The sequence below is a fragment of the Micromonospora sp. NPDC006766 genome, assembly GCF_040636055.1.
Taxonomy (GTDB): Bacteria; Actinomycetota; Actinomycetes; order Mycobacteriales; family Micromonosporaceae; genus Micromonospora.
Map to the genome: position 1 here is coordinate 33794 of NZ_JBEYIX010000011.1, position 25304 is coordinate 59097.

At 71.3% G+C, this 25304-nt stretch carries 18 protein-coding genes and 1 pseudogene; 14 read left to right on the forward strand and 5 right to left on the reverse strand.

Features of this window, described 5'->3' with window-relative positions; genetic code table 11:
* Positions 1–3: 3 nt before the first annotated feature.
* Positions 4–2367: an acyl-CoA dehydrogenase family protein gene (locus tag ABZ671_RS13455; RefSeq protein WP_357856219.1), complete on the forward strand. Its 2364-nt coding sequence runs from the start codon at positions 4–6 to the stop codon at positions 2365–2367.
* Here ABZ671_RS13455 and ABZ671_RS13460 read toward each other — a convergent pair.
* The 3 genes from ABZ671_RS13460 to ABZ671_RS13470 form a co-directional block, all read right to left on the reverse strand.
* A complete protein-coding gene (locus tag ABZ671_RS13460; RefSeq protein ID WP_357856222.1) occupies positions 2364–4508 on the reverse strand; it encodes an MMPL family transporter in 2145 nt (714 codons plus the stop codon). The two genes, ABZ671_RS13455 and ABZ671_RS13460, sit on opposite strands and share 4 nt — an antisense overlap.
* A 93-nt stretch (positions 4509–4601) precedes the next feature.
* Complete coding sequence (locus ABZ671_RS13465) at positions 4602–6326, reverse strand: class I adenylate-forming enzyme family protein (protein ID WP_357856225.1); 1725 nt, start codon at positions 6324–6326, stop codon at positions 4602–4604.
* 258 nt (positions 6327–6584) lie between these two features.
* Positions 6585–7916 (reverse strand): hypothetical protein, encoded by a 1332-nt coding sequence (locus ABZ671_RS13470; RefSeq protein WP_357856229.1) that lies wholly within the window; start codon positions 7914–7916, stop codon positions 6585–6587.
* A gap of 159 nt (positions 7917–8075) precedes the next feature.
* On the opposite strand from ABZ671_RS13470, the gene ABZ671_RS13475 reads away from it, so the two are divergent.
* The 5 genes from ABZ671_RS13475 (at position 8076) to ABZ671_RS13495 (ending at position 16286) form a co-directional block, all read left to right on the forward strand.
* Positions 8076–8699 (forward strand): response regulator transcription factor, encoded by a 624-nt coding sequence (locus ABZ671_RS13475; RefSeq protein ID WP_357856233.1) that lies wholly within the window; start codon positions 8076–8078, stop codon positions 8697–8699.
* 94 nt (positions 8700–8793) lie between these two features.
* Positions 8794–12549 carry a VWA domain-containing protein gene (locus tag ABZ671_RS13480; RefSeq protein ID WP_357856236.1) on the forward strand — a complete coding sequence of 1252 codons (3756 nt, stop codon included), beginning with the start codon at positions 8794–8796 and terminating at the stop codon, positions 12547–12549.
* A gap of 4 nt (positions 12550–12553) precedes the next feature.
* Positions 12554–13177, forward strand: coding sequence for a DUF4255 domain-containing protein (locus tag ABZ671_RS13485; RefSeq protein WP_357856239.1), 624 nt, complete (start codon positions 12554–12556; stop codon positions 13175–13177).
* A 3-nt stretch (positions 13178–13180) separates the two neighbouring features.
* Positions 13181–15235 (forward strand): ATP-binding protein, encoded by a 2055-nt coding sequence (locus ABZ671_RS13490; protein WP_357856242.1) that lies wholly within the window; start codon positions 13181–13183, stop codon positions 15233–15235.
* Between the two features lie 304 nt (positions 15236–15539).
* Positions 15540–16286 carry a DUF4157 domain-containing protein gene (locus tag ABZ671_RS13495; RefSeq protein ID WP_357856245.1) on the forward strand — a complete coding sequence of 249 codons (747 nt, stop codon included), beginning with the start codon at positions 15540–15542 and terminating at the stop codon, positions 16284–16286.
* 59 nt (positions 16287–16345) lie between these two features.
* On the opposite strand, the gene ABZ671_RS13500 is transcribed toward ABZ671_RS13495, so the two are convergent.
* Positions 16346–17530, reverse strand: a complete 1185-nt coding sequence (locus ABZ671_RS13500; protein WP_357856249.1) for a transposase — start codon at positions 17528–17530, stop codon at positions 16346–16348.
* 24 nt (positions 17531–17554) lie between these two features.
* Here ABZ671_RS13500 and tnpA point away from each other — a divergent pair, with 24 nt between their 5' ends.
* Positions 17555–17953, forward strand: coding sequence for an IS200/IS605 family transposase (gene tnpA, locus ABZ671_RS13505; protein WP_357856436.1), 399 nt, complete (start codon positions 17555–17557; stop codon positions 17951–17953).
* 35 nt (positions 17954–17988) lie between these two features.
* On the opposite strand, the gene ABZ671_RS13510 is transcribed toward tnpA, so the two are convergent.
* Entirely contained in the window at positions 17989–18294 is a 306-nt protein-coding gene (locus tag ABZ671_RS13510) for a hypothetical protein (RefSeq protein WP_357856252.1), read from the reverse strand.
* 85 nt (positions 18295–18379) lie between these two features.
* On the opposite strand from ABZ671_RS13510, the gene ABZ671_RS13515 reads away from it, so the two are divergent.
* The 7 genes and pseudogenes from ABZ671_RS13515 to ABZ671_RS13545 form a co-directional block, all read left to right on the forward strand.
* Entirely contained in the window at positions 18380–21568 is a 3189-nt protein-coding gene (locus ABZ671_RS13515) for a hypothetical protein (RefSeq protein ID WP_357856255.1), read from the forward strand.
* Between the two features lie 3 nt (positions 21569–21571).
* Positions 21572–21991 (forward strand): hypothetical protein, encoded by a 420-nt coding sequence (locus ABZ671_RS13520; RefSeq protein ID WP_357856258.1) that lies wholly within the window; start codon positions 21572–21574, stop codon positions 21989–21991.
* Positions 21992–22121: 130 nt separating this feature from the next.
* Positions 22122–23648 carry a phage tail sheath subtilisin-like domain-containing protein gene (locus ABZ671_RS13525; RefSeq protein WP_357856261.1) on the forward strand — a complete coding sequence of 509 codons (1527 nt, stop codon included), beginning with the start codon at positions 22122–22124 and terminating at the stop codon, positions 23646–23648.
* A gap of 24 nt (positions 23649–23672) precedes the next feature.
* Positions 23673–24116 carry a phage tail protein gene (locus ABZ671_RS13530; RefSeq protein WP_357856263.1) on the forward strand — a complete coding sequence of 148 codons (444 nt, stop codon included), beginning with the start codon at positions 23673–23675 and terminating at the stop codon, positions 24114–24116.
* Between the two features lie 4 nt (positions 24117–24120).
* The gene (locus ABZ671_RS13535; RefSeq protein WP_357856265.1) at positions 24121–24585 is read left to right on the forward strand and encodes a hypothetical protein; all 465 of its coding nucleotides are present in this window, start codon (positions 24121–24123) and stop codon (positions 24583–24585) included.
* A complete protein-coding gene (locus tag ABZ671_RS13540; RefSeq protein ID WP_089006791.1) occupies positions 24582–24740 on the forward strand; it encodes a DUF6760 family protein in 159 nt (52 codons plus the stop codon). The genes ABZ671_RS13535 and ABZ671_RS13540 overlap by 4 nt, the downstream gene beginning before the upstream one ends.
* Before the next feature lie 4 nt (positions 24741–24744).
* Positions 24745–25304, forward strand: a pseudogene (locus ABZ671_RS13545) (hypothetical protein); the annotation flags it as partial.

Here is a 25304-nt window from a genome sequence, read left to right on the forward strand (position 1 = left end):
CCAGTGCGATCGCTCCACCAGGCCCGCGCCCTCTGCGAGTCGTACCTGCCGGGGCTGCTCGACGGGTTGTCGAAGGTCCCGTTCGCGCAGCGGGAAGCCTCGGGCGGCGACACGCTGCCGGTGTTCCGGGCCAGCGGCGGCCCGAGCCTGGTGATCCCGAAGGATTACGGCGGGCTCGGCGCCGGCCCGTTGGACGCGGTACGGGTGACCCGTGCGATCGGCGCCCACGCGCCGTCGCTGGCGGTCGCGACCACGATGCACCACTTCTCCGTGGCCACGCTGTTCACCTTCGCCGAGAGCATCAAGAACTCCGGCATGGAATGGGCCCTGCTGGAGGCGATCACCAGCCGCAACCTGCTGGTCTCGTCGGGCTTCGCCGAGGGGCGCCCGGCCCAGGGGATCCTCTCCCCCACGATGACCGCGACGCCGGTGGACGGCGGCTACCGGATCAACGGGTCGAAGAAGCCGTGCAGCCTGAGCCACTCGATGGACCTGCTGACGGCCAGCGTGGCGGTGCCCGCGCCGGACGGCGGTCAGCAGACGGCGTTCCTGCTCATGCCCGCCACGCTGCGCGGCGTCACCCGGCACCCGTTCTGGGGCAGCAACGTGCTCGCCGGCGCGGAGAGCGACGAGGTCCGGCTGACCGACGTATTCATCGAGGAAGAGCTGGTCATCCCGACCGAGAACGGCCCGGACGGGATGCTCGACGAGCTGCAGACCGTTGGGTTCATCTGGTTCGAGCTGCTCATCACCGCCTCGTACCTGGGCATGGCCAGCGCCCTCGTCGAACGCGCGCTGGCCGCCGGGCGCGGCGCGATCAGCGACCGCGCCGCGCTGGGCACCCGGCTGGAGACCGCGACGCAGCTGCTGGAGGGCGCGGCCCGCGCCATGCGGGACGGCGACACCGACAACGACGCGCTGGCCCGGGTCCTGATGGCCCGCTACGGCGCGCAGGACGCCATCACCGACGCCGCCCGGCAGGCGGTCGAGATGCTCGGGGGCATGTCGTTCATCCGCTCCCCCGAGGTGGCCTACCTGGTCGCGGCGTGCCAGTGCGTCGCGTTCCACCCGCCGTCGCGGGCCAGCGTCGCGGCGCCGCTGGTCGACTATCTCGACGGCACCGGCCCGTTCATCATGGCCGACGGCACCCCGGCGTCCGCCGTACAGCCACCATCGGCGGCGCCCGCCGCGCAGCCACCATCGGCGCAGCCGCCATCGGCGCAGCCGCCCGTGGCCCCGCCGGTCGAGGCGTCCGGGCCCGTACCCGCACCCGAACCGGCGCAGGCCGCAGCCCCGGTCGCCGGGCCCGAACCGGTCCGGGCGACGCCGGTCGCCGCGCCCGGCCCGCGCCCGCAGGCGGTCACGTACGCTCCGCAGCCGGCCGCACCTCGCGCCGAGCAGCGGTCCGGGGTGACGGCCGACGACGCCGCCGACTGGGATCAGGCGTCCTCGTTGTTCGACGGTGCGGAGGGCATCCGGCTCACCGCTGGCGAGTGCGACCTGCGGTACTGGTTCGCCAACGTGCCGCAGCGTACGCTGCGCGGGAACGTCGTCGGCTACCCGCCGGAGCTGGTGACCCCGGACTTCCTCCACGAGCCGGGTCCGCTGCGGGACGCGCTCGTGCAGGAGGTCGCGTTCCGCGCACTGGCCGAGGAGCGGGCAGCCCGCGCGATCGGTCACCTCGTGGCGTGCGCGCCGGACTCCACGACCGCCGAGTTCTACGCCACGCAGCTGATGGACGAGACCCGACACTCGATGATCTTCCGCAACCACCTGCGGAACCTCGGCGTCGACGAGAACGATGTCGCTGCCGTGATCGCCGAGCAGACCGCGACCGACAAGGCGACCATCCTCGATCCGTTGGAGGAGCTCGGCATGCCGATCGTGCGCGAGCAGCAGGACTTCGTCGGCGGCGTGGTGTTGTTGACGATCCTGGTCGAAGGGTTCCTCGCCCCGTCGTTCGAGCTGAGCGAGCGGAAGTGGCGACCGATCGACCCCCGGATGGCGGACATGGAGAAGGGCGCGGCCATCGACGAGGTACGCCACCTGGCCGTCGGCACGTCGATCATCCGCGAGCATCTGAGCCGGCACCCCGAGGAGCGGGATCGCCTCGTGGAGCTCATCCGCGCCGGCATGCGGCTGTGGGAGCAGTTGCCGGTGGCCGACCAGCTCACCCGCTGGGAGAACTGGTTCCAGGAGGGCATCGCGCCGCACCGGGCGATGATCGGGGATTACCAGATCTGGGACGGGCGGCGGCTGGTCGACACCTCGCCGGAGGAACGCATCCAGAAGGCCGTCGAAGTCACCAGCATCGTGCACTCCACCCGCCTCACCGACATGGGCCTCGGCCGGGCGCTGATCTTTTAAACGGCCTGCTCCGGTCGGTCGGTCTCCGGGCGGATCCCCCACCGTCGGTAGACCGGTCGCAGCGGCCCGGGCACCCACCAGTTGAGCCGACCGAGCAGCCGCATGGTGGCCGGCATCAGCAGCGCCCGGACGATGGTCGCGTCGACGACGACGGCGAGGGCGAGCCCGACACCGACGATCTTCACGACCAGCACGCTGGCGGTCGCGAACGACGCGATCACCACCACCAGCAGCAGGGCCGCGCTGGTGATGATCCGACCCGACCGTTGCAACCCGACCGCGACCGCCTCGGTGTTGTCACCGCTCGAGTCGTAGTGCTCGCGGATGCGCGAGAGCAGAAACACCTCGTAGTCCATCGACAGCCCGAACGCGACGGCGAAGATCAGGATGGGTTGCACCACGTCGATGTTGCCGGTGGAGGTGAACCGCAGCAGCCCGTCCAGGTGGCCATCCTGGAAGATCCACACCACCGCGCCGAACGCCGCGGTCAGGCTCAGCACGTTCATCAGGATCGCCTTGACCGGCAGCACCAGCGAGCCGAACGACAGAAACAACAACACGAACGTGGTGACCACGACGAGCAGCGCCATCCACGGCAACCGCTGTTTGAGCATGTCCATCAGGTCGGCGAAACCGGCGGCGTCGCCCTTGACCAGCACCGTGCCGGACGGCGGCGGCGCGACACCCCGCACCGCGGCGACCAGATCCCGTCCCTGCTGGGAGATCGGCTGCGCATCGAACCGTACGGTTACCCGCGCGGTGTCGCCGGCCAGGCCGGTGACGTCCGCGTGCCGCACACCGGGCAGCGCGGCCACCCGGTCCACGTACGCGGTGAGCTCCTCCTGGCCGGCCGACCCGGTCGCCGGGCCGGGCAGGGTGACGATGGCCTCGATCGGCCGGGTGACGCTGTCCGGGAACGAGCGCTCGATGGCGTCCTGGACCTGCCGGCTCGCCGCCGAGGCGGGTAGGACCCGGGTGTCCAGCCAGCCGTAGGAGATGCGCAGGAACGGCAGGCCCAGCACCACCAGCACGACGATGACCGCGCCTCCGACCAGTACGGGTCGGCGCATCACCGTCCGGGCGATCCGCGCCCACATCCCGGAGTCCGGGTCGGTGTCGACCGGCCGGCGGCGGCGCCTCCGCAGCCGCTGCCCGAACAGGGCCAGCAGCGCCGCCATCACGGTCATCGCGAAGAAGCCCGCCAGCAGCACCGCGGCGACCCCGCCGACGGCGATGGACCGGAGGAACACCTGCGGGAAGACGGCCAGGCTGGCCAGGGCGAGCGCGACGGTCACCGCGGACACGACGATCGTGCGGCCCGCGGTGACCATCGTCCGCCGTAACGCCGCCGGAACCGGATGGCCCGCGCCGAGTTCCTCGCGGAACCGGCTGACCATGAACAGGCTGTAGTCGACGGCCAGCCCGAGGCCGAGCAGGGTCACCACGTTGACCGCGAAGATCGAGATATCGGTGAACTGCGCCAGCAGCCGCAGGCCGGCCAGCGAGCCCACGATCGCCAGCCCGCCGACCGCGACCGGCAGCAGCGCCGCCAGCAGGTTACGGAAAATGAGGGCCAGCAGCAGGAACAGGATCGGCATCGCCAACGCCTCGGCGCGGGTCAGGTCCGCCTTGCTCTGCGTGTTGACGTCGTCGATCAGCGCCAGCGGCCCGCCGACCCGAACGTCGAGGTCGGGGCTGGTCAGGCTGTCGCGGATGGCCAGGAAGTTGGTGAGCCGCTCGTTCTCGGTGGCCCCGGCGACCCGCACCGCCGCGAAGCTCTCCTGCCGGTCGGCGCTGACCAGGGCCGCAACTCCCGCCCGCCAGTAGTCGGTGACCCCCTCCACCCGATTCGCCGGGAGGCCGTCGAGCACCCGCCGGGCGGCCTCGGCGTACGCGGGATCGTCCGCTGTCACGCGGTCGCTGTGAAACAGCACGACGACGTCGGCGTCGTGACGCCCGAGCCGAGCCCGTTCGACCTGGTCGGCGCGGGAGCTCTCACTCGCCGGGTAGGTGAACCCGCCGACGGCCAAGTCGTCGAAGGCGCCGGCGCCCCAGACGCCCGCGGCGACCAGGAACACGGCGGCACCGGCGATCACCCACCAACGCGCCCGGTGGGCAAGCCGGCCGAGGAGATCCAACATCGCGCGTGCCCTTCGCTGGCGGCGGGTGGTCGGCGGTACGACCGTGGCGCCGGCACAGTCAGCACCGGCACCACGGTCGAGGTGATCAGAAGGTCAGGTCCAGCGTCCGATGCCGATCGCCTGGGCATCGGCGAGCAACTGCTCCCGAAGCGCGACCCGCCGGATCTTCCAAGTGCCGGTACGAGGGAACTCGTCCCACCTTATCTGGATCGGTGGTGCCATCGGGGTCAGGTCGGCGACCGCCCGCGCCCAGTCGCCCATGTCCAGCGGGACATCGTCCGTCGTGCTGACCACCGGCACCGGCAGGTCACCGGCGACCGGAAGAATGACGACCTCGGTGGTGTAGTCGATTCGGTCGAGGATGAGGTCCTCGAACTCGATCGCGCTGCCGCCGGGGATCCGGTCGATCTCCCGGTCCACGATCCGCACGGCCCCCCACTTGTTGATGACCGCGAGGTCGCCGGTGTTCCACCAGTTGCCGTTGCACTTCAGGTCGTGCCGGTCCTGCTCGCCGACGTAGGCGAGGCACCGCCCCGGTTGGTCGATCTCGATCAGGCCGACCTGGCCGCGCGGGACCTCCTCGCCGGTTTCCGGGTCCACCGCGCGCATTTTGGCGTGGAACGGGATGGGCCAGCCGATCAGCTGCGTCGGCGGCGGCCGGTGCGCCTTGCGGCGTACCACGAAGCGGAAGAACGGGCGGATGCACAGCGCGCCATTTTCGCTCTGGCTCCACGACTGGACCCAGATCGGAAACCGGCGCTTGGTGGCGGCCATGAACGTTCGGATCGTGCGGGTGTGGATGGCGTCGAAGGAGTTGACGTACTCCCGCACGTTGCTGAACAGCCCGGCGGGGTCGCGGGTCAGCGGCTCCCAGGCCAGGTAGATGTTCGGCAGCGCCTCCACCAGCGTCGGCTTGTGTTCGGCCAACAGCTCCCGCACGCGGGGCGAGAACGGGTCGGACAGGAAGAGCACCCGGGGACCGACGGTGGCCATCGCCAGCTGCATCGTGGTGAGCCGCTCGTGGGTGTAGGGATCGCAGAACGCCACCGTGTCGCTGCGGCGCAGCCCGAACCGGGGCCACCGCTCGGTCTCCACGATCGCCATCGCGTAGATGGATTCGGCGGAGTGCATCACCAACTTCGGCACGCCGGTGGTGCCGGAGGTGTGGGTGATGACCACCGGTTCCTTGAGCTCGCGCATGTTCGGCTGGACCGGCGGTGCGTCCTTGAACTCGTCCAGGTGCGGCACGTCCGGGCGGTCCGCGGCCGCGTCGACGCTGATCGTCCGTACGGTGTGCTCCGCCACCACCTCCGGGGTGATGCCGCACTTGTCGAGGTGCTTCCGGTCGGTCAGCAGGAACGGCCGCTCCAGCCGCTCCAGCATCGGGATCATCGCCTCGGGGCCGTACGAGCCAGAGAACATGCAGGGGATCGCGCCGATGCGGGCGACGGCGCACCCGAGGATGACGATGTCCAGGTGGTTGGCCTTGAGGATCGCCACCCGGTCCCACGGTCGCACGCCCGCCTTGTGCAGCCAGGCCGCAGCGCGATCGACGAGCTCCGCCCACTGGGTGTACGTGCGAGCCTCGGCGCCGTCGGGGTCGATGTCCGGCGGGCGGTCGACGATGACCAACTCGTCCGGGGCGGTCTTCGCCGCCACGTGCCAGGTCTCGCCCATTTTCGAATGCTTCGGTACGCGGGAAAAAGGGCTCAGCCGACGCCGCCACCGGGTGGGCGTGAACTCGGTTAGAAATCGCGGAATGGGCCGCTGCGGCTCGACGTCGTCGCCGGCGACCGTCGAATCGACGGGTGAGGCCACGAGCGCTCCTCCTGTTCTCGGGCGGGGCGAAAGGACGGCCGACGAAAATTGATCATCCGCCGTCCAATTGGCCGGTAACGATATCGACATCCTTCTGCAGGGGCCAGATCTGGGCGGATGGAAATCCGATCCCGAACGCATCCAAACCCGCCCGTCCGACCAGTGTGGACCGATCGCCGACGGGTCATAATGCCCGCTGCCGACGGCCGGAGTGCGGCCCGCCACTACCTGGCCAAGAGGGCCGGGCGGGGCGACGAGCTACGGCCGGGCGGGGCTCGCGTTGCGGGTGTAGCCGTTGAGCAGGGCGTAGTCACGGCACTGGCCGCCCCCGCCCCCGGCGCCGTCCAACGTGGCACCTGCTCGTCGGCAGACGGACCGCAGGCTGATGACGCGGCCGGCGGGCACCTCGATCGGCGAGACCATGTGGTAGTCCAGGTCGCGGAAATTGTTCAGCGCCACGGTGAGCACGGTGTTGCCGTCGACCACGAGGTCGAGGCGTCCCTCGTCGCCCTGCGGGTTCTGCAGGAAGATGTCGGTCAGCACGAAGACCCGACGCGCCGCCACGGTGTACTGGTCGGTACGGGTGGCGCCGACCCCTGCGGTGACGGCGAGCCGCCGGCTGAAGGAATCACCACCGGCGGGAATGCCCGGCACGCCGGCGCTGGGCGTCGGCGAGGGCGGTCGCACCGGGTTGCTCGGGGTGGGCAGCGGGGAGGCGCCCCCGGGCCCGACCGCGTCAACCGCCTGCTGGGCCTTGCTGTCCGCCTGTTGGGCGCGGGCGTCGGCGGCGCTGGCCTGCTGCGCCACCGGGGCGACCTGCTGCTGGGCGGCCTCCTCGGCCAGGGACTTCACCGTGGGGCGCAGCAACGCGTACCAGAGACCTACGCCCAGCAGTGCCAGCACCAGCAGCGCCGCCACGATGCGGGCCAGCCCGCGCGGGAACACCGGCTCCTGCACGGTGGCGGCGTCGAGGGTAGCCGGCGGCGTGTCGTCGGAGGTGACGCCGACCTGGAAGGGCAGCGTGACCGGATGGCCGCGCCAGAGCAGCCGGCGGGTGCGGGCCCGCACCTGGACGAACGCCGTCGCGCCGGGAGCGACGGTGACCTGCGGCGGGCGGATCGTGACGGTGAGCCGGTTGTCCGGGTCGCCACCGCCTAACGCCAGACCGAGCGGGACGTTGCCCCGGTTGGCCACGGACAGTTCGTGACGGCCACCCCGGCGGCCCCGGGAGGTACGGGGCAGGATCTCCGGCGCGATCTCGGCGAACGGCAACACCCGCACCGTGGCCTCCGGCACGACCTGCGCGTCCGGGGTCTCGGTCGGGATCACCCGCACCGCGAAGGGCCGCTCGCCGGCCACCACCTGGGCCGAGCGGGGCGGGTGGAAGCGGACGGTGACCGACTCGGCGGAGCCCGGATAGACCGAGACGGTGGGCGGGTCCACGCTGGCCCAGCCGGCCGGCTCGCCGAGCACCTCGATCACGTACGCCTCGACGATCGGGCCGCCGTTGCGGACCTCCAGCCGGCAGCTCGCCTCGCCGCCCGGGCTGACCTCGACGAGGTCGGTATCCAGGTTCGCGTCGGTCGTCATGGCCGCGACTCTAGGAGCGACCCCATCGGATCAATCAGGCGTAGAGGAAGACGTTGGGGCAACGTGTGAGGGCCGTTGAACCCACGTTGACTGCACGATTGGTGCGCGCGGCGATACTCAGCGCGATGGCCGTCCGGACAACCGCTGTTGGGGGAACGCATGCGACGTCTGCCCGTCCACCTCTACTCCACCGACGTGATCTCCCGGGCCGGCGTGGTCAGCCAGCTCCGGCCCCGCCCCGAGGTGCTGCTGCTCGACGAGTCCGAAGCGGACCAGGCCGCCGTCGCCGTCGTCATCAGCGACAGCATCGACGAACCAACGCTGCGCGCGCTGCGTGCGCTGCGCAGCCGGAGCAGGTCGGCCCTGGTCCTGGTGGTGACCCAGGTGGACGACGCCGGCCTGGTCGCCGCAGTGGAGCACGGGGTGGCGGGGATCGTACGCAGGTCGGAGGCGAACGCGGACCGGCTGGTCGCGGTGATCCGGGCCGCCGCGGCCGGCGAGGGCGCGGTGCCGCCGGACCTGCTTGGCCGGTTGTTGCAGCAGGTCGGGGCGTTGCAACGGGAGGTGCTCGGGCCGCGCGGGCTGACCTTCTCCGGGCTGGCCGAGCGGGAGGTGGAGGTGCTGCGCCTGGTCGCGGACGGCTTCGACACCGCGGAGATCGCCGCGAAGCTGTCCTATTCGCAGCGGACGATCAAGAACATCCTGCACGACGTGACGAACCGGCTACACCTGCGCAATCGCTGCCACGCGGTGGCGTACGCGCTGCGTAACGGTCTGATCTGAGCCGCGCTGCCCGTTCGGGCAAGCCACCCTGCCCGCAGGCCGGCACCGACTGTCACCACCTGACCGCGCGTGGGCAGCCACCGTGTTGGCACGGGTGACCACGGGAGGTGTCGTGCGCTGGGGCAACCGCCGCTGGGGGGCCGTGGTGTTCGCGTTGCTGGCCGGGCCGGCCGTGGCCGCCCCCGAGCCCCCGGTCCCGCCGATGCCGCCCTCCCCCACGTCGCCTTCGGCCGAGGTCGACTACCGGCTGGGCTACACCAGCCCCGAGCGCCCAACCCTGATGATCAGCCGGGCCGGCACGGGAGAACCACGGCCGCTGCTGGCTGACGCCGAGCTCGGCAACGGCGAGCAGGAGGCCGACGCGCGCGCCGGCCGGGTGGTCTGGGTGGGGCGGAAGGCGGCCGACGGGGGCGCGGATCTGGGTGGCGGGCTCTACCTGCGCCGGCCCGGGTCGAGGCCGCTGCGACTGGTCGGCGGCCCCGGCACGATCACCCACCCCGCCCTGTCGCCGGACGGCCGGCGGGTCGCCTTCAGCAGCGACCGGGCGGGCAGCGCCGACATCTGGGTCGTCGGCGTCGACGGCGGCGGGCTGCGCCGGCTCACCGACCACCCGGCCGAGGACACCTGGCCGGCCTGGTCCCCCGACGGCACGAAGATCGCGTTCGCCAGCACCCGCGACGACCCGGCCGGCGACATCTGGCTCATGGCTGCGGCCGGTGGCACCCCGGTGCGGGTGACCGACGGCCCGGCCGCCGACGGGCAACCCGCCTGGTCGCCGGACGGTCGACGGCTCGCCTTCACCACCACCCGTTTCGCCCCGACCGCCAGCCCGAGCCTGCGTACGGTGGCGACGGTGGCCGCGACGGGCGGCCCGGTGACCCGGGCGGTGCCCGGCCCCGGCGACGCCGCGGAGCCGGCCTGGTCGACCGACGGCCGCCAGCTCGCCTTCACCACCACCCGCGACGACCCGGCCGGCGACGTTTACGTGCTCCGGGACGGCCGGGTCGTCCCGGTCGCCACCGGCCCGCTGCCGCAGCACCAGCCCGCCTGGCAGGGCAACGACCTGCTCTGGACGGCCACCGAAGCCGACTACACCACCGACGTGTGGAGCGCGGACGCCGCCGGCGGTGACCGCCGGAACCACACCGCCCGGCCCGGTCGGTCCGAGACCGGTCCGGCGTTCAGCCCGGACGGCCTCCGGCTGGCCTACAGCGCCGACCAGCCCGACGGTGGCGCGCGCATCGTCGTCGCCGACGCCACCGGCGCCAACCCGCAGATCCTCGCCCCGCCCGGCACCGTCGACAGCGACCGCGACACCGACCCGACCTGGTCGCCGGACGGGGACGCGATCGCCTTCAGCCGGGAGCCGTCGGAGGGCTACGAATCGTCCCGCATCCTGGTCGCCGCGGTCGCCGACGCGCGGCTGCTTGCCGAGGTGCCGATGCCGGCATACCTCACCGGCGACGACACCGAGCCGTCCTGGTCGCCGGACGGCCGGCAGCTGGCCTTCGCCCGGAACGCCTCGACCCGGGACAGCGACCTGGCCGCCCCCCTCGTGGACCGGCCCGCGCGGCCCGGGGACACGTTCAACGTGCGGCAGTCGGTGCGCACCCCGGACATTCCCCCCCGGCCGGACATCGTCTTCCTGGTCGACGACACCGCCTCGATGTCCCAGCCGGGCGAGGGCGGTTCGAGCGTCATCGGGCAGCTCAAGGCGCGGCTGCCCGAGGTGATCGGCAGCGTCCGCAAAAGCCGCCCCGACGCCCGCTTCGGCCTCGCCACGTTCACCGGACTCGACAATCGAGGAAACTACGACGAGCTCATGTACTTCCCGCGGCAGGCGCTGACCGACCAGGACGCCGCGGTCTACAAGGCGGTCAGTGACCTGACCGCACAGAGCCCGTACGGCACAGAGAACTGGTTCTACGCGTTGCGGCAACTCGCCCGCAACGACCGGATGAACTTCCGCCCGGACAGCAGCAAGGTCGTGGTGCTGATCAGCGACACCGACAGTGTCGACAAGACGGTCCCCGTCTCACCACCCAGGATTGGCATCACCGCGTCCGAGGACGGCACCATCGCCGAGGCCGATCTCATCCGCGAGTTGCAGGCGGCCGGGATCGCGCTGATCGGCGTGCCCATCGTCGGCGCCGACTTCGAACGCGGGCTCAACTACGACGGCGCGGCCGGACGGATCACCGCAGCCACCGGTGGCCGGCTCACCGCCAACAGCGACCCGGCCGACATGATCGACGCGGTGCAGCGGGCCATCCGCGAACTGAGCATCACCGTGAAACCCAGCGCCACCTGCGAGGATGGGCTCTCCGTCGGGTTCAGCCCCGACCCGGCCCGGGCGACCGCCGGCCAGCCGGCGGTCTTCGAGGAGAACGTCTCGGTCGCACCCACCGCGGTGCCCGGTTCGGTGCTGCGCTGCACCGTACGCTTCGACCTCGAACCGCCCGAGGCCCGCTCCGACGCCGTACAGGAGTTGATCGTCCGGGTCGCCCCGCCCGACAGGCCACTGGTCCGCGTCGACGACGTGCAGGTGCGACCCACCGGGCCGGACGGCGCGCGGGTGAGATACCAGGCGTCGGCGGTGGACGCCGACGGCCGGCCGCTGCCGGTGCGGTGCGACCCGCCGTCCGGTTCCCTGTTCCCGATCGGGCAGACCGTGGTGACCTGCACAGCGACCGACAGCGCCGGCCGCACCGGATCCGACACGGCGCTGATCGTCGTGGCCGACCCGGAGATATCGGGCAGCCGGATCTGGCTCGCCCGCCTCGACGGCAACATCGCCGACGCCCTGACCGTCACCGACCAACGGGACCTGAGCGCGCGGGTGGATGAGCCCTGCCCGAGCCGATCCGCCGACAATGCTCCGGCCTGGTCACCGGACGGCACCGCGATCGCGTTCGTCGACAGCGGCCACGACCTGTGCGTGGTGGCGCCGGACGGCACCCGTGCCCGGCACCCGCTCGCGGCGGCCGACCGGGACGGCCGATGGGCGGAGGATCCGGCCTGGTCCCCGGACGGGCGTCGGATCGCGGTGGCGCTGCAACGCGTCTGGACGCTGGCCGTGCCGATGGCCGAGCCCTCGGACATCGTGCTGCTGCCCAGTGGCGGGGGTCCGGCCACCACGGTGATCCGGGAGGTGGGCAGCGAGCCCACGTTCCAGCGGCTGCCGGTCCCCGACCTGAGCCTCACCGTCTCGGTGGGCGGCCAACCCGGCTATCTCGGCGGTGACCCCATCCCGGTCACCCTCACCGTCCGCAACACCACTCGCCTGCCGGCCGACAACATCTGGCTGGACGTCACCGCGCCGGCGCCGCTGCTGCCCCCGCTCACCGTCGACCCGCGCTGCACCGCCAACGGTCGACTCTGCCGGCTCGACACGCTCGGCCCCGGCGCACAGCAGGTGATCACCGTGGTGCTGCCCGCGCGGGCGGCGGTCACCGCCACGATCACCGGCCGGCTCAGCGCCACCGTTCGAGGGGTGCCGGCGACGCGTACCGCGCAGGCGCCGATCCGGGTGCGGGCGCCGCAGGTACGCCTCGAGACGACGATCGGCCCGCCCGGCTTCGTCACCGCCGCGGTGGGCACCGACTTTCCACCCGGGGCGCGGGTGCGGCTGCGCTGGGCACCGGGGATCACCACCACCCCGGACGCGGTGGCCGACGCGGACGGCAGCTTCCGTACCCAGGTTCTGGTGCTGCGCAAAGATGCCCTCGGGCTGCGGGACCTGACTGCCGGCCGGGTCTCGGGCCACGCCTTCGCCCCGGTGCGGGCACCCGAACCGTTCCTGGTGGTGCCGCGCGGGCTCGGCCCGCCCGCCTTCGCCGGCCGGGGGTGACCGGATGATCCACGAGATCGACGACGCGCTGCGCCGGCTGATCCGCGAGGAGGCCCTGCCGAGCGCCACGGTGGACATCGTGTTGGAGGCGCCGACGAAGGAGTGGGCGGCCCGCCGCAACGCGCCCACGATCAACCTCTACCTCTACGACATCCGCGAGGACCTCCGCCGCCGCTCGCGCGGCCTGATCAACGAGTACGACGAGCGTGGCCAGGTGATCCGTCGGGTCGCCCCGCCCCGCTACGTGAAGCTGTCCTACCTGGTCACCGCGTGGACGCAGCGGCCGGAGGACGAGCATCGGCTGCTCTCCTCGCTCCTGCTGTGCCTCCTGCGCTTCGACGCCCTGCCGCCGGCCGTGCTGACCGGCTCGGTGGCCGCGATCAACATGCCGGTGCCGATGACCGTCGCACTGCCGCCCCCGGAGGACCGCGCCTTCGCCGACGTCTGGACCGCGCTGGGCGGCGAGTTGAAACCGTCCCTGGACGTGGTGGTCAGCACCCCGGTCGACAGCGGCCGCGAGGTGCCGGTCGGGCCGCCCGCCCGCGAGGGCCTGGTCGCCGAGGTCGCCGACCGCACCGGCGACGGCGACGACCGAATCCGGCACCGCCCGGCTCGTAGCGGAGGGTGAGCGGTGGTCGAGGAGGTGGTGCCCCTGCTGCGCCGTCTGCAGCGGGTGGAGTTGGCGGTACGCGCGGCGGTGGCGCACCGCCGGGACGGCGACCCGCAGCCGGACGACCCGTTCCGCGGCCTCTACCTTTCCGACGAGGCGGTCGACGCGGCCCTCGCCGCGGCCCGCGAACCGTTCGACCCGTGGCCCACCGACCCGGCCGACGATCCGACAGCCCCAACACTCGACGCCACCGGGATGCCCGACACCACCGGCGACCGGTTGGCCGCGCTGGCCGCCGCCGCCGGGCTGGCCCCGTTGGACGAGGCGCTGCTGCTGGTCGCGCTCGCCCCCGACGTGGACAGCCGGTTCGAGCAGTTCTACGGATACCTCAACGACGACGTCACCCGCCGCCGCCCCTCGATCGGCCTGGCGCTGCGGCTCTGCGGGCTGCCCGAGGCGGCCGCGTCGGCCCGGCTCCGGCTCACCGCCGGCGCGCCGCTGATCGACCTGGCGCTGCTGCGCGTGGACTCCCCCGACCGGCCGGTGCTCAGCCGAGGGCTGTGGGTGCCGGACCGGGTGGGCGGTTGGCTGCTCGGCGCGGACGCACCCGAGCCGCTGCTGGTCGGCCTCGCCGAGCCGGTCGCCCCGTCCGCACCGTCCCCGCCCGACGCGGAGCCGCTCGGTCGCGCGCTGCAGCGGGCCGGGGTTCGCCTGGCGTACCTGCGGGAGAGCCCGGGCGGCAGCGCGGTGGCGCTGGCGGCGGCCGCGCTCCACCGGTCCGGGCAGCGGGCGCTCGCCGTGGATCTGCCCCGGTTGGCGGCCGAGGCGCAGCCGGCGGAGCTGGCCACCATCCTGGTACGGGAGGCACTGCTCGCCAGGGCGGGCCTGGTGGTCGGGCCGGTGCACGGCGGCGAGCCGTGGGCCATCTGGTCCCGGCTGATCGCCGGCCCGGTGCGGGTGCTGGCCTACGGAACGCAGCCGTGGGATCCGGCGTGGACGGCCCTGGCGCCGCTGCAGGTGGAGGTCGCGCCGCTGGCCGCCGCGGACCGGGCCGCCGTGTGGCGGGCGGCGCTGCCCGACCGGCTCGCCGACGGGCTCGACCCGGCCGCCGCCACCGCACAGTTCGTACTGGGCGCACCGGCGATCCAGCGTGCCGCCTCGGTGGCCGTGCAGCTCGCCACCGCGTCCGACGAGCCGGTCGGCGAGGCGCACCTGCGGGCGGGGGCGCGTACGCAGAACGCGGCGGGCCTGGAGCGGCTGGCCCGGCGGATCGTGCCGCAGGTCGGCTGGGACGACCTGGTGCTGCCCGCCCCGGCGATGTCGCTGCTGCGCGAGCTGGCCGGGCGGGCCCGGCACCGGGATCGGGTGCTGCGCGAGTGGCGGATGCGTCCCGGCGGCGGGCGCGGGCACGGGGTGACGGCGTTGTTCGCCGGGGACTCCGGCACCGGCAAGACGATGTCGGCCGAGGTGGTGGCGGGCACCCTCGGGCTGGACCTGTACACGGTCAACCTGGCCACGGTGGTCGACAAGTACGTCGGTGAGACGGAGAAGAACCTGGAGCGGATCTTCGGCGAGGCGGCCGGGGTCAACGGGGTGCTGCTCTTCGACGAGGCGGACGCGATCTTCGGTAAACGCTCCGAGGTACGCGACGCGCACGACCGGTACGCCAACATCGAGAGCGCGTACCTGCTGCAACGGATGGAAACGTTCGACGGGCTGGCGGTGCTGGCCACGAATCTGCGGGCCAACCTGGACGAGGCGTTCACCCGGCGGCTGGACGTGGTGGTGGACTTCCCCGTGCCCGACGAGCCGGCCCGGCGGGCGTTGTGGGACCGCTGCCTCGGCGACCGGGTGCCCCGCGCCCCCGACCTGGACCTGGCCTTCCTGGCCGGCGCGTTCGAGCTGGCCGGCGGGCATATCCGCTCCGCCGCGATCACCGCCGGCTATTTGGCCGCCGAGGCCGGCCGGCCGGTGGGCATGGCCGAGCTGATCGGCGCGGTCGGCCGGGAATACCGCAAGCTCGGCCGGCTGACGCTGGAGAGCGAGTTCGGCCCCTACCTCGGGCTGGCCGTCTGACCGACTCGGAGACGCGACCGCTGCTCCGCTCGCTCACGTAGAGCAGGTCACCGCCGCAGGGCCATGCGTCGATCATGGAGTTGTGGCACCTGACAAAGTGGACGTTTACCACTTCCCTGGCACCACAACTTCATGATCGGCAAGAGCGAACCCGGTCAACGTTGCAGCGCTGCCCAGATGGGCAGCTCGGGCTGCCTTCACGGACGGCCCGGCGTGGCTTGTGGCAGGACCGCCGGCAAGGGACGGTCGACGCGGGAGGTCCGGCCGTCGGACGGGTCGGCTCGCCCGAGCGAGGAGGCCCGGCATGCGCGGACATCGCGAATTCGACTCCGAGGCGTCAGTACGCCCCGGCGGTGATCGGATCGGCCCGGTCGACCGGGACAACGACGCGCTGATGTACCAGGCCGCCACCACCGGCCGGCCCGATGTCCTCGGCGCGTCGGGGCTGCTCGGCCTGCAACGGGCGGTGGGCAACCAGGCCGTCGGCGAGCTGGTCGAGGAACGCTCCCCCGTGCACGACGTGGTCAACTCCGGCGGCGGGTCGCCGCTGCCGACCGACGTCCGGTCGGACATGGAGGCCCGCTTCGGCGGGGCGGACTTCGGCGATGTGCGCGTGCACACCGACGGGGCGGCGCACGACTCGGCGAAGTCGGTCAACGCGCAGGCGTACACCGTCGGTTCGAACATCGTCTTTCAGCGCGACAGCTACGACCCGGCCTCGTCCAGCGGTCAGCACATGCTCGCCCACGAGCTGACCCACGTGGTGCAGCAGCGCAGTGGGCCGGTGGACGGCACCGACACCGGCGGTGGGGTGAAGGTCAGCGACCCGTCCGACCGCTTCGAGCGGGAGGCCGTCGCCAACGCCGACCGGTTGATGTCCGCCCCGGCCACGCCCGCCCCGGCGGCAGCCGTGCAGCGGGCCGTCGACCACGACGGGCACGACCACCCGAGCGTGCAGCGCGAAGAGGAGATGTCCGAGGAGGACGAGTCGGCGCAGACGTACGTCCAGCGGCAGGAGGCCGGCGAGGAGGAAGAGGAGCCCGCCGAGTAGCAGCGACCCGCGCGCCGGGTGAACCCGACCCGGAGGCATGTGTTGAGTGCTCCCCATGCCTAAAGGCGGGGGATTCCTGGCTCAGGTAGCACGGCATCAACTCCGAAGGAGTCGAGGACGTGTCTTACACCGTCGGCACCAGCTCGGTTCAAACCTGCCGAGGCAAGGATCACCCTTGCGGCGTTCCGGTCACGGTCCTGGACATGATCACAGGACTCGCATCGGAAGATCCGTTCCGACAGCACCAGCCGCTGCTTGGCTCTCGCGTGGCAGTTGGCGCATGTCATCGTGGTATAGCCGGGCGGCACCGGCACCACCTTCCGGCCCGCCCGCTTACCACGGTCGATCAGTTCACGTTTGGTCGCGCCGATAGCCCCATCGGCTGCTTTACGGGCCATGCTCGTCTTGGTCAGGAACTTCGGTTTGAAGTCCTCGACCGCGATGACGGCATGGTTTTCTACGACTCGTCTGGCCCACTTGCGGGCGGTGTCCTGCCGCTGCCGGGTGGTCTTCGCATACACCTTCGCGGCTTCGAGGCGGGCCCGGCGGTAGCCTCGGGACGCTTTCTGGCCGGGCTTCGGTGCCCGCCGTGCCATGCGTCGTTGCGCCGTGGCCAGGGCCCGCGCTGCTCGCCTGCCGTACTCGGGGTGCGGCAGGTCGAAACCCGGGTCGGTGGTGTTGGCGACGGTTTTGACGCCCCAGTCGATGCCGATTCCGCCGTCGGCGTCGGCCAGCCGGGCCGGTTCGCGGCGGGTCACGAACGACGCATACCAGTGGCCGAGGGAGTCTTGGTAGACGCGGACGCTGGTCGGGTCGGCGGGCAGGTCACGGGACCACACCACCGGGATGGTCACCTTGCCGGGCAGGCACAACCGGTCGTGTTTGATCGAGAAGCCGCGCTGGGTGTAGTTCAACGACGGGCGGGTCTTCTTCCGCGCCTTCCGGACCGGCCTGCCCCGGCCTTTGACCTTGAAAGAGGTCGCCAACGCCTGCGCGTAGTCCCGCAGCACCTGCTGCTGGGCGACCACGGACCCTTCCCGCAGCCACGCGCTGTGGGCGCGGGCTTCGGTCAACAGGGCGTGCAGTTTCGTGACGGTCGGGCGGTTGCCTTGGGTCTGCTGGTGGACGGCTTCGTTCCACAGCCAGCGGCAGCGATGCCATTCGGCGGTCAGTGCGGCTACCGCGGTCGCGCCGGGGCGCAGCCGGTAGGTGTAGCGCACCGCTTCCTCCACATCGGACAGCATACTGCACTGAACTATATGCTGCCCATTGTGGATGAGATCAGGTCAAACAACAGCGTCGTCTACCGATGCACCTACCACGTCGTGTGGTGCCCCAAATACCGGCGGCCCGTCATCACCGACCCCGTCGACGCCCGGCTGAAGCAGATCATCACCGAGGTGTGCGCCGAGCGGGACGCGCCAGTCGTCGAACTCGAAACGATGCCCGACCAGGTTCACCTTCTGGTCACTGTCGATCCGCAGTTCGGTGTTCACCGGCTCGTCAAAGCCATCAAGAGCCGCTCCTCGCGGCTGCTACGTCAAGAGTTCCCCACGTTGAAGACCCGGCTGCCGACCTTGTGGACCAACAGTTACTTCGTGGCCACTGTCGGCGGCGCGACCTCGGAGGCGGTCAAACGGTATGTCCAAGACCAGCGGAACGCCTGAACGCCTCTACCTCCCCACGGCCAAAGCCGGGGGCTTCACGGGCGCTTTTCGGTGAAGGCACCGGCCGAGGAGCGAGGCAGTCCCCCGGGCCGCGCCGCGCCGACCCCACCGCCACGCGCGACCGTCGACCCGGAGCCCACCACCGGTGTACGCGAGCCGGAGGCCCGCCCGCTCAGCCGGGCGGCCGTGCAGCGGTTGCAGTCCGGGGCGGGAAACCGGGCGGTGGCGGCGCTGGTCGCCCAGCGGCGCGCGGCGACGACGCGTACGCCGGCGGCCCGATCGGGTGCCGCGAGGCGTGCGGGTGGCGCGGCGCGCGGCGCGGTCGTGCCCGCCCAGCGCACCGCCGCCGGCCCGTCGTCTGCCTCCGCTGCCCCCGCTGCGGGGTCGGCCGTCGCCGGGCCGGTGGAGGCCGCCCCGGTGCAGCGGTTGGCGACCGACGCCGGGCCGGTGCACCGTCCCGGGCCGCAGGCTGATCCGAAGTTCACCGAGTTGAAGGCGGACGTGCGGGGCAAACAGCAGCTGCTGTCGGCGCACCCGCCGGCGAAATCGGAGGCGGCAAAGGCGCAGGGTGCGGCCAAGCCGCCGCAGGACGACAAGGAGGCGCAGGGCAAGGCGGCGAACGCGGAGAAAATGAACGCCGCCAAGCCGGGCGCGTTCGACAAGGTCGCGTTCGTCCGGGCGGTCAACGAGGCCATCGCCGCCCAGGCACCCAAGAACCTCGACGAGGCCGCCAAGTTCGGCGACTCGGGTAAGGCCGACGCGGTCAAGGGGCAGGTGCAGGGGCAGGTCACCGACGGCAAGAAGGCGTCGGCCAACGCCATCGAGACCACCACCAAGGCCCCGCCGGACACGTCGAAGGCGGTCGAGAAGCCGGTCACCCCACTGGTGGCGGACAAGCCGCCCGGCGTGCCGGGCATGCCGGATCCGGCGAAGGCCGTACCGGACAAGGCCCCGCCGGCGGCGACCGACTTCTCGGACGGGCCAAAGCAGGTCGACCAGCAGATGGCCGACGCGCAGGTCACCGAGGAGCAACTGGCCACGTCGAACGAGCCAGAGTTCACCGGGGCGTTGAAGGAAAAGAACGCCGCCGAGCAGCACGCGGACACCGCGCCCGGCCAGGTACGCGCCGCCGAGACGCAGACCCTTGCCGGAGCGAAGGCGGCGGCCGGGGCGGCCGGGACGGCGGCGATGACCGCGCTGGCGACCGATCGTAAGCAGGCCGGCGCCCAGGTCGGGGCGGGCAAGGAGACCGCCAAGTCCGCGGACGAGCGGAAACGCGCCGAGGTCACCGCGAAGTTGCAGAAAGTCTTCGACGCGACGAAGAAGGACGTCGAGGGAATCCTGTCCGGCCTGGACAAACAGGTCGACGACCAGTTCACCAAGGGAGAGAAGGCCGCCCGGGACGCGTTCACCGCCGAGCACAAGCGGCGGATGGACGAGTACAAGGACAAGCGGTATTCGGGAATCCTCGGCAAGGGCCGGTGGCTCAAGGACAAGTTCGCCGGGCTGCCCGAAGAGGCCAACCAGATCTTCGTCGTCGCCCGCAAGGGCTACGTCGACCAGATGCAGCAGGTCATCTCCGCCGTCGCCGACACCATCGGCGCCGAGCTGACCCGGGCCAAGCAGCGCATCGCCACCGGCCGCGACGAGTTGCAGGCGGCGGTGAAGAGCCTCTCCCCCGAGTTGCAGGCGATCGGCAAGGAGGCGGCCGGCGAATTCGCCGGGAAGTTCGACGAGCTGACCGAGCAGGTCAACAACAAGGGCACCGAGCTGGTGCAGACCCTCGCCTCGAAGTACAACGAGGCGCTGAAATCGGTGGACGAGGAGATCGCCGCCGAGAAGGAGAAGAACAAGGGCCTCGTCGCCAAGGCCGTCGACGCGGTTGCCGGCGTGATCAAGACGATCCTGCAGCTCAAGGACATGCTGATGGGCGTCCTGGCCAAGGCCGCACAGGCGGTCATGGCGATCATCAAGGACCCGATCGGCTTCCTCGGCAACCTGGTCTCCGCGGTCGGCGCGGGCCTGCAGGCGTTCCTGGCCAACATCGGCGAACACCTGAAGAAGGGCCTCGTCGGCTGGCTCACCGGGGCAATGGCCGGGGCCGGCCTGGAGCTGCCGGCGAAGTTCGACCTACGCGGCATCGTGATGATGATCGGCTCCCTGCTCGGGCTGACCTGGGCGGCGATCCGGGGCCGGATCGTCAAACGCGGCGTGCCCGAGCAGGCGATGAGCGCGGTCGAAACGTCCGTGCCCCTCGCGCAGAAGGTGCAGGCCCAAGGGCTGGGCGGCATCTGGGAGGAGATCAAGGAGAAGGTCGGCGACCTCAAGGCCAACCTGTTCGCCAAGATCAGCGAGTACCTGATCCCGACCATCCTGATGGCCGGCATCACCTGGATCATCAGCCTGCTCAACCCCGCGTCGGCGTTCATCCGCGCCGTCAAGATGATCATCGACTTCGTCACGTTCATCGTGAACCAGGGCGCCCAGATCATCGAGTTCGTCAACTCGGTCCTCGACGCCATCATCGCGATCGCCGGCGGCGGTAAGGGCGGGGTGCCGGCGCTGATCGAGAAGGCATTGGCGCGCTCGGTGCCGGTGCTGATCGGGGTGCTTGCCGCGGTGCTCGGCATCGGCGGGCTCGCCCAGAAAGTCCAAAAGTTCTTCAAGGCCCTCGCCAAGCCGGTCATGAAAGCCGTCGACTGGGTCGTCGGAAAAATCGTCGGACTGGGCAAGAAACTCTGGTCGAAGATCAAGCAGAAGACCAGACGGCAGCGAAGCGACGGAGGGTCGCCGGATCAGCCGTCACGCAATGGCCGCCTTAGCCCGAGCGAGGTGAAGGCAAAGGCGGCACGGGAACTGCGTGGCAGGATCGGCTCCGGCGTGGGTTCGGCGGATCAACTGAGTGCTGCCGTGCGGGACGCCCACCGCGTCAACAGCCCGCTAGGACTGCGCAGCATCGAGGTCAAACCGGGCGGGTTCGGAAAGTTCAACGTCTACGTGGCCGCGTCACCTTCCGAATTGGGCACCACGACCGAGTTTGGCAAGGCCACGAAGTTTCTCAAGAAAGACTTTGCGGTTCGTGTCTCGAAGAAGACGGGACGCGCGACCGGAATTCCGCACACGGCGTTGGTGGGCAGGTGGAACGGCCGTGCCTTGCCCCGGCAGGAGAGTTTCGACAAGGATCACCATGCCGAGGACGTGCTCACCGCCTTCATCGAAGCAAACCGGGACCGACTGCCCCGCGCACCAGAGGGCGAGCGAGACCGCCTCGATGTAACCATCACCAAGAGCCCCTGCGAGCGGTGCGGCGGACGGTTGCAGTTGTATTCATCCACCAAAAATGTCCACCTGAGCTTGTCAATCATCGGCCTCTACCGCGGCAAAGGCACGATTGAAGAGAAGCAGGCCAGCATCGATGCCATGATCAAGCTCCGAAGCGATGGACATGTTCTGAGGGTGCCCACGCTGGCAGAGGTGCTGGGTGAGTACGGTGGCGAAGAACTGGATGATATCTCGAAGAAAGCCCTGCAGGGACGGCTTGACGGCCTCAAGCCCATTGTCGACAATATCAACGCCGAAGCAGAGAAGATGGAAGCGATCAAGGCTGGTACCTGACGCATGACGACATCGCCCGAGCAGAGTGACCTGATCGATGACATCCAAGGCCGGCTGGAGAGCCAGGGATGGCAGGCGGAGAGCGGTGAAGGGTGGCGCTGGGTAGACCACACCTACCAGAACGACGACGCGATGCTCCGAGTCCGCTACCTCCCCAACGTCAACGTCATCCGCTTCGACTTCGAGTCCGAAGAACACCTGGCGGAGCTCTCAATCTCCTTCGACGGCTCACCGGACCGGGTCCTCGGTCTCATCACCGATAGCCAGTCGTCGCTGTCCGAGGCAACCTGGCGGGACTTCATCGCTGCCCTGATCGAGCTGTCGCCGCGCATCCTCTCGCTAGCGGGGGAGAGCAGCGACGGTGAGGTCATCGCCGAGCTTGACGACGGCATAGCCGCGCTGCGCGAGATCGATTGGGAGTGACGCCTGCAGTCGGGCAGGCTGCCTCATCGGGCACGCACCTTTTCCCGATCACGCGTCCGCCTGGACGTTTGAACCCCAACGTGCACGCGGGACGCTCGACTCGACCCTGATCGAGGGACGAGGAGGCGTGATGCCCAACTACCTGGCACCGGGCGTGTACGTCGAGGAGGTGTCCGGCTCCCGCCCGATCGAAGGCGTCGGCACAGCGGTCGCCGCGTTCGTCGGCTTCGCCGCGCAGGGGCCGTTCAACACCCCGACCCTGGTGACCAACTGGAGCCAGTATTCGCAGATCTTCGGCGAGTTCGCCCCCGACTGCTACCTGGGCCACGCCGTCTACGGCTACTTCATGCAGGGCGGCGGGGCCGCGTACATCGTGCGGGTCGGCGGCGACGCGGCCAGCGAGGAGGCCCTGCCCGCCGCGCCGGCCGCGATCCTCGGCACCTACCGGGTGGTCGCCCGCGCCCTGCCCGAGGGCACCCCGGACGACATCACGGTCGAGGTCGCCGACCCGCCGGAGGGCGCCACCGAGGACCGGTTCAACCTGGTGGTAAAGCGCGGCGGCCAGGTGGTCGAGACGTTCGAGTCGGTGACCACCAAACGCGGCAAGGACAACGTGGTGACCCAGGTCCGCGAACGGTCCAAGCTGATCACAATCGAGGAGGCGGCGCCGGCCGGCCAGTTGGCCCGCCCGTCCGGCGGCGAGGTGGCGCTGACCGCCGAGCCGCCCGCCGCGGGCGCGCCGGAGACGGTGTCGGCGGACGAATACGTGGGCGACGCGGCGGAGCGTACCGGTTTCGGGGGCTTGGAGGCCGTCGACGAGGTGACCATGGTCGCGGTGCCCGATCTGATGGGGGCGTACCAGCGCGGCGCGATCGACCTGGAGTCGGTGAAGGCCGTGCAGTCGGCGGTGATCGCCCACTGTGAGCTGATGGGTGACCGGATGGCGATCCTGGATCCGCCGCCGGGCCTGTCGCCGCAGCAGGTGAAGGAGTGGCGCACCGACCAGGCCGGCTACGACTCGAAGTACGCGACGCTCTACTACCCCTGGATCAAGGTGTTCGACCCGCTGACCGGCACCAACCGGTTCATGCCGCCGTCGGGCCACCTGGCCGGGGTGTGGGCGCGCAACGACGGCAACCGGGGCGTGCACAAGGCGCCGGCCAACGAGCCGATCCGAGGCGCGGTCGCCCTGGAGACCCAGTTGACCCGCGCGGAGCAGGAGCTGCTCAACCCACGCGGCATCAACTGCATCCGGGCCTTCCCCGGCCGGGGCATCCTCGTCTGGGGCGCGCGCACGCTGTCGTCCGACCCGGCCTGGCGCTACCTGAACGTGCGGCGGCTGTTCAACTACCTGGAGGAGTCGATCCTCAACGGCACCCAGTGGGTCGTCTTCGAGCCCAACGACGACATGCTCTGGGCCCGCGTCCGCCGCACCATCAGCGCGTTCCTGATCAACGAGTGGCGGCGGGGCGCGCTGTTCGGGCTCACCCCCGACGAGGCATTCTTCGTCAAGTGTGACCGGGAGACCAACCCGGCCGAGAGCATCGACGCCGGCCAGGTGGTCTGCCAGATCGGCGTCGCGCCGGTGAAACCCGCTGAGTTCGTGATCTTCCAGCTGGCGCAGATGTCCGGCGGCACCAGCCTGGTCAACGAGTAGTCCCCGTAGCGTCAGGAGGCAGTCGTGCCGCTCCCCGATTTCGACTCCGCCGTCGGCCACTCGTTCGGGCTGGAGGTGGACAGCATCGTCATCCGCCAGATCACCGAGGTCACCGGCCTCAAGATGGAGCAGGACGTCATCGAGTACAAGTCGAACACCGCCGACGGCAAGTTCGCCGTTCGCAAGGCGCCCGGCGCGCCGAAGGCCGGCGAGGTCACGCTGACCCGGGGCCTGACCGCCGACAACAGCTTCGAGCGGTGGATCAAGGATTGCCGCTTCGGCAAGATGAGCGCGGCCCGCAAGGGCGGCGCGATCATCGTTTTCGACTACGAGGGCCTGCCGATCAAGCGGTACAAGCTCACCAACGCGTGGCCGAAGAGCCTGGAGATCAGCTCGCTCAAGGCCGGCGACACCAGCGTGCTCACCGAGAAGCTCGTGGTGACGTACGAGGCGATGGAGGTCGAGTAGCCCCATGCGCCGCACCTCGTCGCTCGTCCCGCCGCCCGGCCCCGAGCTGGCCGAGTCGCCCGGCGTCGCCCCGCCCGCCGTCGCCCCTCGGCGCGAGACGCTGCGCACCGAGTTCCCGTTCGAGCTGCCCCGGGGCTACGTGGACGACGCCGGCACGGTGCACCGGGACGGGGTGATGCGGCTGGCGACCGCGCGCGACGAGCTGGTGCCGCTGCGCGACGACCGGGTGCGGGAGAATCCGGCGTACCTGACGGTGGTGCTGCTCAGCCGCGTGATCACTCGGATCGGCACGGTGCTGGACGTGCACCCCGGCGTGGTGGAGGACCTGTTCGCCTCCGACCTGGCGTTCCTACAGGACATGTACCGGCGGATCAACAGCGAGGGGCACACGCGTGCGAGCGTGGTGTGCCCGGAGTGTCAGCACCGCTTCGCGGTCGACCTCGCCGGCGGGCGCCTGGGGGAATCGTGACGTACGCGGCCGACCGCATCTACTCCGAGGTCGCGTACGTCGCCTACCACTTCCACTGGTCGCTGGACGAGATCCTCGACCTCGAACACGGCGAGCGGCTGCGGTACGTGGCCGAGATCGCGAGCATCAACACCCGCATCAGTCAGGGACGGTGACCCGATGTGGCCGTGGCGGCGGCGTACGCAGCGGACCGTGCAGCGGTCCACCGCCGACGCGCCCGCCCCGGCCGCCACTGCCGCGACCGACGCCGGCCCGAGCGAGCCGCGCCGTGCCGGGCCGCCCGCCTGGCGGGGGCTGCCGCCGATTCAGCGGGTTACCCCCGAGGAGCCGCGGCTGAACCTGCCCGAGGCGTTCACCGGCTCGCTCGCCGCCTGGCGCGACCCGTCGTACCTGGCTCCCCTCGGGCACCTCGTCGGCGGCGCCGAGCCGGCCGGCGTGCTGCACGGCGCCGCCATACCGGTGGCGGAGCCGCCGACCCCGGAGCCCGCCGGTCCACAGTCGCCCGGCGATTCCGTGCCGCTGCCGCTCGCGGCACCGCCGTCGGCGGCCCGCCGGGCGGCACCGTCCCTGCAACGGCAGGTCCTCGGCGTTTCCGCGCCGGGGCACCAGCCGGCACCGGATCCGCCGTCGGCCGGGCAGCCCCCCGCCCGGTCGGCGGCGCCGGAACCCATGCCGCTGTTGGTGCAGCCCGTGCCGGCCAGCCGAGCGGTGCCGGCTCA

Excerpts from the sequence above, each read along its gene's own strand:
- ABZ671_RS13520 (WP_357856258.1), top strand. The coding sequence starts at position 21,572 with ATGACGACATCGCCCGAGCAGAGTGACCTGATCGATGACATCCAAGGC.
- ABZ671_RS13485 (WP_357856239.1), top strand. The coding sequence starts at position 12,554 with ATGATCCACGAGATCGACGACGCGCTGCGCCGGCTGATCCGCGAGGAG.
- ABZ671_RS13470 (WP_357856229.1), bottom strand. The coding sequence starts at position 7,916 with ATGACGACCGACGCGAACCTGGATACCGACCTCGTCGAGGTCAGCCCG.
- ABZ671_RS13495 (WP_357856245.1), top strand. The coding sequence starts at position 15,540 with ATGCGCGGACATCGCGAATTCGACTCCGAGGCGTCAGTACGCCCCGGC.
- ABZ671_RS13500 (WP_357856249.1), bottom strand. The coding sequence starts at position 17,530 with ATGCTGTCCGATGTGGAGGAAGCGGTGCGCTACACCTACCGGCTGCGC.
- ABZ671_RS13475 (WP_357856233.1), top strand. The coding sequence starts at position 8,076 with ATGCGACGTCTGCCCGTCCACCTCTACTCCACCGACGTGATCTCCCGG.
- ABZ671_RS13535 (WP_357856265.1), top strand. The coding sequence starts at position 24,121 with ATGCGCCGCACCTCGTCGCTCGTCCCGCCGCCCGGCCCCGAGCTGGCC.
- ABZ671_RS13525 (WP_357856261.1), top strand. The coding sequence starts at position 22,122 with ATGCCCAACTACCTGGCACCGGGCGTGTACGTCGAGGAGGTGTCCGGC.
- ABZ671_RS13460 (WP_357856222.1), bottom strand. The coding sequence starts at position 4,508 with ATGTTGGATCTCCTCGGCCGGCTTGCCCACCGGGCGCGTTGGTGGGTG.